The organism is Slackia sp. (assembly GCF_977041755.1).
Window position 1 is genome coordinate 1 of record NZ_CDRRGL010000076.1, and the last position, 9,500, is coordinate 9,500.

At 56.5% G+C, this 9,500-nt stretch carries 6 protein-coding genes; 4 read left to right on the top strand and 2 right to left on the bottom strand.

The genetic code is table 11. From position 1 onward, the window contains the following. Positions 1-343: 343 nt before the first annotated feature. The 3 genes from ACWI8T_RS06460 to ACWI8T_RS06470 all read left to right on the top strand — a co-directional run bounded on the left by ACWI8T_RS06460 (position 344) and on the right by ACWI8T_RS06470 (position 4,401). Positions 344-1,588 carry a CoA transferase gene (locus ACWI8T_RS06460; protein WP_443729835.1) on the top strand — a complete coding sequence of 415 codons (1,245 nt, stop codon included), beginning with the start codon at positions 344-346 and terminating at the stop codon, positions 1,586-1,588. A 103-nt stretch (positions 1,589-1,691) separates the two neighbouring features. Beyond that, positions 1,692-2,936, top strand: coding sequence for a CoA transferase (locus tag ACWI8T_RS06465; protein WP_123219801.1), 1,245 nt, complete (start codon positions 1,692-1,694; stop codon positions 2,934-2,936). A gap of 199 nt (positions 2,937-3,135) precedes the next feature. Continuing rightward, positions 3,136-4,401, top strand: coding sequence for an MFS transporter (locus ACWI8T_RS06470; protein ID WP_417162060.1), 1,266 nt, complete (start codon positions 3,136-3,138; stop codon positions 4,399-4,401). Between the two features lie 171 nt (positions 4,402-4,572). On the opposite strand, the gene ACWI8T_RS06475 is transcribed toward ACWI8T_RS06470, so the two are convergent. Continuing rightward, the gene (locus ACWI8T_RS06475) at positions 4,573-7,551 is read right to left on the bottom strand and encodes an AAA family ATPase (protein WP_449138350.1); all 2,979 of its coding nucleotides are present in this window, start codon (positions 7,549-7,551) and stop codon (positions 4,573-4,575) included. Between the two features lie 261 nt (positions 7,552-7,812). On the opposite strand from ACWI8T_RS06475, the gene ACWI8T_RS06480 reads away from it, so the two are divergent. Next, positions 7,813-9,090: an MFS transporter gene (locus ACWI8T_RS06480; RefSeq protein ID WP_449138351.1), complete on the top strand. Its 1,278-nt coding sequence runs from the start codon at positions 7,813-7,815 to the stop codon at positions 9,088-9,090. Between the two features lie 141 nt (positions 9,091-9,231). Here the strand turns inward: ACWI8T_RS06480 and ACWI8T_RS06485 are convergent. Next, on the bottom strand, positions 9,232-9,500 hold a 269-nt coding region (locus ACWI8T_RS06485), incomplete at its 5' end, for a hypothetical protein (RefSeq protein ID WP_449138352.1).

A 9,500-nucleotide genomic window follows, 5' to 3' on the forward strand; every position in this document is an offset into this window, starting at 1 on the left:
CGTCTTCGACATAAGAAGGGGAATCTGAGAGGGGCGCCAGCATGACGGGCGTGCCGCCAGCTGCTGCGACGGCGAGCGCGTATTCATGATTAACTTCGCACATGTTCGTCGCGGGATTGATTTCTGCGGTTATTCCAATAAGCGGCTTCATGGTCGCCCGGTCCTTCCATGTTTTAATGCATGCGCGCTTGCTGTTGCGGTGCTGCAAAGTGGTTGCCACATTCTAGGGCAAATAGTGGGCTCCATCGCTAAAAGCAAGAAGCATGCCAGTTGAAATGCTTGGCCATGGCACGCGTTTTGCTATGCATTCGTTTGGACGACAAAACGCACGAGGAGGCATCGCATGGCGAAAACGAACGACATACCCCGATTCGGGCTCTTGAGCGGTTATCGCGTTGTGATGGTGGGCCTGTCGGTTGCGGCTCCTTTTGCCTCTGAGCTTTATGCCGAACATGGCGCCGATGTCATATGGGTCGAAAACCCCATCAATCCCGACATGGGGCGCTTTTCTCAGCATGGCGCTTCGACGCAACAAGACCGCCGCAATATGAGGAGCCTCGCTATGAATTATCTGAAGGGCGAGGGGCGCGATGCGTTCTTGAAGCTTATCGAAACCGCCGACGTGCTCATAGAGGCATCGGTTGGAGGGCGCTTTGCAAGCAAGGGGCTCAGCGATGAGAAATTGTGGGAAGTGAACCCGCGCCTGGTCATCGCCCATATTTCCGGCTTCGGGCAAACGGGCATCGAAAGCTATGTGAAGCGCGCGAGCTACGATCCGATTGCCCAGGCGTTTGGCTGCGCGATGCGCATGAACGGCATTGAAGGCCAGCCGTCGATTCCCGCCATGCCGTTCCCGGGTGATTATTCCGCGGCATTCTACGCGTTCGGCATGACGCTCGCTGCTTTGTTGAAGCGCCAGGAAACCGGCCGCGGCGAATCTATCGACGTGGCGCAATTCGAAACCATGATGCGTATCCAGTCGCAATACCCCATTAAAGGCTGGACGTACGGCGAGGAATATGTGAAGGAAGGTACGCATAGCCTTATTTGTGCGTTGTACGGGACGTATGTATGCAACGACTGCGAAGAAGTGTATGTGCTGTTCTTGGGGCCGGGCGTTTTGAAGGCTGGCCTGCCGTTGCTTGGCCTGGAGTACGCCAGCGAGCTCTTCCCCGAAGGGGAGGGCATTATTCCTTACGGAAGCCATGCGGGCGATGTTGCCGAAGAGGCGTTTGCGAATTTCCTTGCGCAGCACACTGCAGAGGAAGTCGAGACGATTCTGAACGAGGCGGGTGTGCCGTGTTCGCGTCTGATGAACTACGAGCAGGCCGCGGCCGATCCCCATTACCAAGCGCGAGGTGTTATCGAGACATGGCCTGCTGTCGATGGCGTGCATGAGATATCGGGCGTGAAGGTTGTTCCCGACCTTGCGAACTACCCCGGGCGCGTATGGCGCGGAGCCCCATGCACGGGCCAAGATAACGATGACATCCTGAGCGAGCTCGGCTTTTCTTCGGATGCGATTGCCGAGATGTACGAATGCAATCTTCTCGGCAAAAAATCGTACAAGGAATCTTTCGCAAATTAGCAAAACTGGCACAAAAGTTGCTCATAAATCGTCATGAAAGTTCTCGACTTTACCAAAAGCGGTGAAGCGTGAGAACTGGGACACAACACAAGGAGGTTGTTGCATGAAGTCAACTGATTTGCCGAAATTCGGCAACCTTCATGGCCTGAAGGTCATCAACGCGGCGTCCGTTATTGCGGGCCCGTTTGTGTGCGGCCTTTTCGCCGAGCAGGGCGCTGACGTTATTGAGCTGGAAAGCGTGAAGGCTCCCGATATGTATCGCATGTATGGCGACGCATGGTCGGCGGAGCGCCGCAACCAGCGCATGATGACGCTGAACATTCCGAGCGACGAGGGCAAGGAAGTGCTGTTCAGGCTCATCAAAGACGCCGATGTGCTCGTCGAGTCGTCCAAGGGCGGCACGTGGAAGAAGTGGGGCCTCACCGACGAGGTTCTGTGGGAGCACAACCCTGCACTTGTCATTCTGCATATTTCGGGCTTTGGTCAGACGGGCGATCCCGATTACGTAAAGAAGGCAAGCTTCGATCCCATCGGCCAGGCTTTCTCGGGCTACGCGAGCCTCAACGGCTTCCCGGGCACGCCTCCCTCGGTTACCAAGCCTTTCACGGGCGACTACATGACCGGCCTCATGGGCGCATGGGCGACGCTCGCCGCTGTTATCCATGCCAAAGAAACGGGCGAAGGCGAGTCCATCGACTGCACGCAGTTCGAATCGCTTGTTCGCGTTCAGGGCGCGACGCTTTCCGACGGCATTAACCATGGCATTCAGCCGACTCCCATCGGCAACGAAGACTTTGTGGGCGCATGCGCCGGTTCGCAGAAGTGCAAAGACGGCTATGTGCAGGTCGCGGTCGGCGGCGTTGGCCCCGTCTCGAAGCTCGTGGAATTCTTTGGCTTCAAAGACGACCCCGACTTCCAGCCCTTCGGCACCTATCCGTCGATTACCCGCGCTCCGGGTTGCAAAGACATCAACGATCCCTTGCCGGCACGTGCGGCTAAGTTCCGCGCGGCACTCGACGAGTACTGCCTGTCTCATACCGTCGATGAGGTGAATCAGCAGTTCAGCTCCATGGGCGTGCCGGTGAGCCCGCACATGACGTATGAGCGCATGCTGAAAGACCCGCAGTATCAGGCGCGCGAAGTGTTTGTCGATTGCTTCGACGAAGTGACCGAAACCACCGTCAAGCAGGTGAACATGTTCCCGAAGTTCACCAAGCATCCGGGCCAAATCGTGCGTGGCGGCGCGAAATACGACGCCGATACCGCTGATGTGATGGCCGAACTCGGTTACACCCCCGAGGAAGTCGAGGCGCTCTATGAGAAGGGCGTTTTGAAGAAGGGCAAATAGGCCCATCGAAAGTCCTGTCGGTTTTTTGACAGGCGTTGAGGTTTGATCCCCCGGGCCGCGTGCTTTGACATGCGGCCCCGTGAGATGGTCGGCGAAAACGGGTTCCGATTTTTCGTTGCAGCGAGAAATGGGCACGGTTTTTGCTGATGTTTGGATGCATTCCGATGCATCAGAGAAAGCTCGAAACAAGGAGAGAAAAATGGGAACTGAGAATGTGAAGGGCAGCAATTACGCGTGGGCAGTCGCCATTGCGTGTATTGCGTTCTACGCTGTTCCGCTGGGCTTTGCTGCCAACCATGCGGGCCTGTTCATTACCCCGGTCATGAATGAGTTTGGCTGGTCTCGTACCGACGCCACCCTGTTCATGTCCATCCAGCCTTGGGTTGCCGCCCTGTGCACCCCGCTTGCTGGCAAGCTTATTTCCAAGTACAACCCCCGCTGGATCATGACCGCCTCCGTGCTGGTCTTCGGCTTGGCAAACCTCGCTTGCGCTTGGTTCACCGCGCCGTGGCAGTGGAACATTTACGGTGTGCTGTATGGTGCTTCCGCAGCATTCTGGATGTACATCGCTACCCCGACCATGGTCAACCGCTGGTTCGCTAAGTCCAACGGCACCGTGATTGGCGTTATCGGCGTTATGGTGTCGCTGTTCGGCGCCATCATGTCGCCCATCATCAATGGCTGGATTGCGAGCATGGGTTGGCAGACCGCTCGTATCATCTGCTCTGTGATTGTTATCGTCGTTGGCGGTGGCCTGACCGCGGCCCTGCTGCGTGAGTCCCCCGAGAAAATGGGCGTTCTGCCTTGGGGCTACGGCACCGTCGAGGAGAAGAAGTCCGAGGCTGCTTCTCAGATCGCCGTTGGTGCCGATGAGGGCGCAACCGTCGCTCAGGCTCGCAAGAACCCTGCTCTGTGGCTGCTCATCATCATGGCTGGCTTCTTCGTCATTTCCGCTTCCTTCGTTCAGCAGCTCGCCTCTTACGCTTCCACGGGCGAACTCGGCGCTGCCGTCGGCGCAATGGCTGTTTCCGTCGCCATGGTCGCTTCCATCATCGGCAAGTTCGGCCTGGGCTGGCTGTGCGACCACATTGGTGCCCGCGCGACTGGCGTTATCGCTGGCGTTCTGGGTGGCGCTGGTGCCGCTATCGCCTTCTTCTCTGGCGCGAATGTCATGGGCTTCTACGTTGGCGTTGCCCTGTTTGGCGTTGGCTACTCCGCGCTGAACATCGTTCCCCCGATGACCTGCCGTCAGGCCTTCGGCAACAAGGACTACGCGAACATCTTCTCGATGGTCGCTACCGGCCTGAACGTGTTCTCCGGCTTCTCCGCACTGATCTACGCTCAGATCTTCGACATCACGGGCTCCTTCGCTGGTGCCTTCTGGATGATCATCGTCTTCTACGTGCTCGTCATCGTCCTGTCGCTGGTTATTGTCCCCATGGGCCGCAAGTCCTGGGCGAAATAAACACCCCACGTATGCCCATCGCTTAGGCGGGCAGGCATAAGGAATGCGTGGTTCGGGGCTGCAAACCCGAACCAACAAAGAAAGCCCTCGTTATCGAGGGCTTTCTTGCGTTTGGGGGCGAAAACGATATCTCATGTTTTCAGCCGGCGTTTGAGCGGTAAACGCGTCGTCCTATTCGCTCTTCGCGTTTACCGCTGCGGCGCAATGTGCAATGCGCTCATAGAGGTTTGCGTCTCCGATGCTGCCAGCGAGTTCTCGAAGCTCTGCCAAATACGTTGCGGCTTCCTGCTTCGTTGGGCTTGTGACTACAAGGCCGATAAGCGACCTGATGAGCGAATAGTTCGCCCCGATTCGTTTCGCGATACGATAGGCCTCGTGATTTGCGAGGTATGCTTGAGCAGGATTGCTTTTGTGCTGCAGCATTCCCTTGGTTGCCAGCATTGCGGCATGCATGGGCTCGTTGTGGCCGGTTTCGAGCAGCGCAATCGCCTTTTCAGTCATGCGGTCGCCCTCTTCTTTATTGCCCATGATGTAGGCGAGCATCGATTTGATGCCCTCCGATGAGGACGAAAAGCTTCGAATGGGCGTTTCTTCGAACGACTCTTCTGCGAGCTTGACCAAATCGAAGATTCGCGGATTGGGGCCCTCTTTCATGAGCGAGATGAGCGTAACGAGGGCCGAGAAGAACAACGATAGGCCTGAGCTGGTATTCGTTGTTGGGATTTGGCAGAGGCTCAAACCGACGATGCGGTTGAGGCATTCGATGGAGGAATCGAAATCGCCGACAATCATATACCACGACGAAAGAAATCCCAGGATATAGCTTATGAGGAGCGGTGAAGCGCCATTGCAGGTTGCGAGCTGCTCGGCCTTGAGGAGCGATGCGCGAATCTCGGGGTTGAGGGCTTTTTTGTAGCACGGAATAACGCCGGCGCGCACTTCTTCATTCTCGGGAACGCCGTTGAGCTTCCTTGCGGCCTCAAATGTAAGTGCATAGTCGTCTCGTCCCATGGCTTGGGCAATGGAAATCGCGCTTTGCAGATACAAATCGGCTTCATACGTTTTGCCCAAATGGGTCATATTGATATACAGAATAAGGGAAGCGTCGAGTTTCTCGGGTCCTTCAAGGTGTTTTATGGCGAGCTTGTAATACTTGATCGCCGCCTCGATTTCGTCAATTTGCAGCAGGTAATCGCCGGCCTTCGCCGCATAGGGACCGCATTTTTGGGGTTGGGTGCTTAAGCTGTAGTGTCGGCAAATGGCGATATCCTGCATGTTCGATGAGGCGTGGCCATAAAGCTCATCCATCGTTTGGGCCAAACGAAAATGTGCCGACTCAAGCCTGCGGGAATCTCGGGCAAGGCGCGAAACAAGAAATTCCTGCATGCGCTTATTGAGAAGCACGATTCGGCCCGAGCCGTCGCGGGCGGCGATGCCTGCCGATGAGAGCTCATCGAACAACGCTCCGCTCGTGCCGTTTTCGCAAAGCGCGCTGAACAATTCGGCGTCGCAGGGCGCATTGTGCACTGCGAGCAGGGTGGCAAGGTGGGTGGCGTCGGCCGTAAGCGATTTGAACGTGAATTCGAAGAGGCTCTGGAGCGACGCTTTTCCCGAAAACTCCGTATAGCCGGAATCGAGCCCTTGAATAATCGTTTTCATCAAGAAAGGGTTCCCGTCGGCAAGGGCAATGAGCTTGCGGGCGGTTTGCTCGTCGATATCGGGGAAGAAGAAAAGCAAGATGTCCATCATGCGGTCGTCGCTGATTTTGGTGAGCTCCACTCTGAGCAAAATGCCCTTGCGCTGGAGCTCGTTGAGCAGGGCCATAGTGCGCGGCGCCGGAATGATTGGGTTGAACGTTGCGATGAATCGTGCAGAGAGAAGCGTTTGGTCGTTTATGGCGCGCGAGAGCACCTTAAGGGAGGCTGCGTCGGCATAGTGGATGTCATCGCACATGAAGAGAAGATGGCAATCCGTGTCTAAAACGCGGAAAAAGTCCTCGATGGTTTCTTGAATTTGCGAGGTCGAGAGGGCGAACGTGGATGCGGGGCGTTCGGCATTGACGTCAATTGAGGGAATAAGGCAGCGCAGGCGTCCCCACTGCTCGTCGCCCATGATTCGTTGCGCGCGCAGGGCGATTTTGGGCCAGTCGGAGGCGGTGGTAAGCCCTTTGATCGAGTCGATGAGGCCGCCAAAAGGTATCTCGCGCGTTTGCTGGGTGAATTTTACGACGATGCGCTGCTCGCCCGTTTGATGCGGAAGTTCCTTGAGGAAGCGGGTTTTGCCGATTCCCGTTTCGCCCGTGACAAGCACGAACGACCCGTTCGGCGCGGCAAGGGCGCGGTCGATTTGCTCTTGCCGGCCGATAAAGGGCATGTCCTTTTCTTTGAGTGCGCGTTGCCCCGATTTCTTGACATGCGCGGTGAATGAATCGTTGGACCCAATGATCGATTGATAGCATTCGACGGTTTGGATTGAGGGAGGCAGCCCTAGTTCGTCGTTAAGGCGCGTGGTGAGCTCCCGATACAATTCGCCGACCTGCGCGCGCATGCCGGCCTTTTCCATGATCGACATGGCGCGTCGGTAGAGGTCTTCGCGAATTTCGTTTTCCGAAATCGTTCGCTCGATAATGGCAAGCGCGTCGGTGTATCGTTTCTGGATTTCGAGGTCGAATGAGCGTTCGAGCGCGGCGTCAATCGAACGATTCCGCCATTGCTGCGCTTCGGAATTCACCCACTGATCGAAGGGGTCGGCGTCTTTGATGGAAAAGCCGTCAAGAAATGGCCCGCGGAACAGCTCAAGGGGGCTATGGTCGCCATTTCGATTTGGGTTATTGGCAAACGCGAAGTAGTCGCGTGCATCGCTTTCAACGCTTTCAGCAAGGGCGATGGTCCCTTGGGATGAAACGACGGCGTCTTCCGAAAGAGCGTTTTTCAAATACGAGAGATGGATGCTGAGGTTGCGGCTTGCGACCTGCGGGCTTTTGTCGGGCCAGAAAAGCCATGCGAGCGTGGTGCGCGGAACGGGCTTGAGTTCGGTGGCCAAATAGAACAAAAGGGCTCGTACTCGTTTGCGCGAGAAGGATGTTTCGACTCCATTTTTAAGGATGCGCGGGGTTCCAAGAACTTCTACGCGAATGACGTCATCGGCCATGGTTTTCCTTCGAGTGGTGGGTTGCTTTTTCGTGCTGCCTATAACAGCTGAAACGAAACCTAAACAAAAAGCTAACAAAAGCATTTATAGCATATCGTTCGGCCCTTCTTCAGGGGGAAATGGCACGTAAATTGCTCAAAAACAAGGCATACGCGTTGGTTTCCGGCATATGGCCGTGTTTAGTTTGTTAAAGGCCGATTCGTATAGTTTTTGAGCAAGAAGAGGGTTGCGCACATCGCGCAAAGTTCGAAAGGGGACCGCATGTCAAAGGTGAAAAGCGGGTCGGTTTGGGCATGGCTCGTGCTTATTGGCTGCATAGGTTTTTATTCCATTCCGACGGGCATTATCGCCAATACGTCGGGCATTTTCGTAGCTCCTGTCATGGACCAGTTTGGCTGGAGCCAGACCGATACCACGATGTATCGTACGATTCAGCCTATCGTTTCGGCGATTTGCGCGCCGTTCGCTGGCAAGCTGCTGGAGAAATATGATCCGCGTTGGATTATGACCGCCGTGTCGGCCGTGTTTGGCTTGGCTTCGGTTGCGTCCGCCTTTGCCACCGAATTGTGGCAGTGGAATCTGTACGGCGTCGTGTTCGGCGTGACCGCCGCATTCTTCATGTACCTGGCCGCTCCGGTGCTTATCAACATTTGGTTCGAAAAGGGCGCCGGCATTGCCGTGAGCATCTCTGCCGCAACGCTTTCGCTGCTCGCTGCCATCGCAAGCCCGGTTGGCCAGGCGCTCATTAGCGCATATGGCTGGCAGACGGCACGCCTGGTGCTCTCTCTCGTTACCACGGTCGCTTCGGTCGTGCTGTGCGCCGCGTTTGTGCGCAAGTCGCCTTCCGTCATGAATGTTCTGCCTTTCGGTGCTTCTCAGGCCGAGGAAAATGCCGAAGAGCGTAGCGCCGAGGAAGCTGCGGCTGCGGTTGCTGCCGCCGAGAACGAAGGCGCCTCGATTGAAGAGGCTCGCAAGTCTCCTGCAATGTACACGCTGATTCTTGTGGCGGGCATCTTCTGCATGTGCGCGGCATTCTTCCAGCAGATTCCGGCGTTCTGCGCGCATGGCGAGCTCGGTGCTTCCGTCGGCGCCATGGCTGTCTCGATCATCATGGTTGGCGGCATCGTGGGCAAGCTGTTGCTGGGCGCACTGAATGACAAAATCGGCATCCAGTGGACGGGTCTTATTGCGACGATCGGTGGCGCTTTGGGCATCACGCTCGCATGGCAATCGGGCGCAAACGAAGCAGTGTTCTATGCAGGCATGGCGATTTTTGGCTTCGGCTATGCCGGCCTTACCGTTATCGCTCCCATGCTCACTCGTGGCACGTTCGGCCCGCGCAACTATTCCCAGATTTACTCTTGGGTTTCCACGGGCATCTTTATCGCGACCGCTATTTCTTTCACGGTGTACGGCCTGATCTACGACAACACCGGATCGTATGACGGCTGCTTCATGGTGGTTATCGCGCTGTATGTTGTTGCTGCGGTTCTCATTCCGTTCACGCTCAAGGCAGGCAATAAACTCTGGAAGAAGTAAGCCTTTTGCTTGGCGTGCGCCTTCCATCCAAAATGAACTAAAAGGCCAAGGGCTTCGGTCCTTGGCTTTTTTCTATCGTTGGTCCAATCTGCAGATGTGCGCGCTGAAGGGCGTCCGGCTTTTGTGCCCTGGCGATATCGCCTATGCGCTTACGACTCCAACCACATGCAGCGTATCGCCGTCTACGGTGAAGGCGATGTCATGCGCGGCGAAGGCCAAATGGTAGACGCGGCTCGGGTCGTGCTTGCTTCCGGCGCGGCGCGGGTCTTGGCGCAGCACTTCCACGAGGCCCTCGAGCTTGTCGCTCTCGATGTGCGCCTGCAGCGCTTCGGGGAAGTCGACGTCCAGTTCATGCCAGGGCACATCGTCGATGAAGCCACCGGTCGCTTCGGGGTGGCAGTCGGCGAAGG

Excerpts from the sequence above, each read along its gene's own strand:
- ACWI8T_RS06475 (WP_449138350.1), bottom strand. The coding sequence starts at position 7,551 with ATGGCCGATGACGTCATTCGCGTAGAAGTTCTTGGAACCCCGCGCATC.
- ACWI8T_RS06480 (WP_449138351.1), top strand. The coding sequence starts at position 7,813 with ATGTCAAAGGTGAAAAGCGGGTCGGTTTGGGCATGGCTCGTGCTTATT.
- ACWI8T_RS06465 (WP_123219801.1), top strand. The coding sequence starts at position 1,692 with ATGAAGTCAACTGATTTGCCGAAATTCGGCAACCTTCATGGCCTGAAG.
- ACWI8T_RS06460 (WP_443729835.1), top strand. The coding sequence starts at position 344 with ATGGCGAAAACGAACGACATACCCCGATTCGGGCTCTTGAGCGGTTAT.
- ACWI8T_RS06470 (WP_417162060.1), top strand. The coding sequence starts at position 3,136 with ATGGGAACTGAGAATGTGAAGGGCAGCAATTACGCGTGGGCAGTCGCC.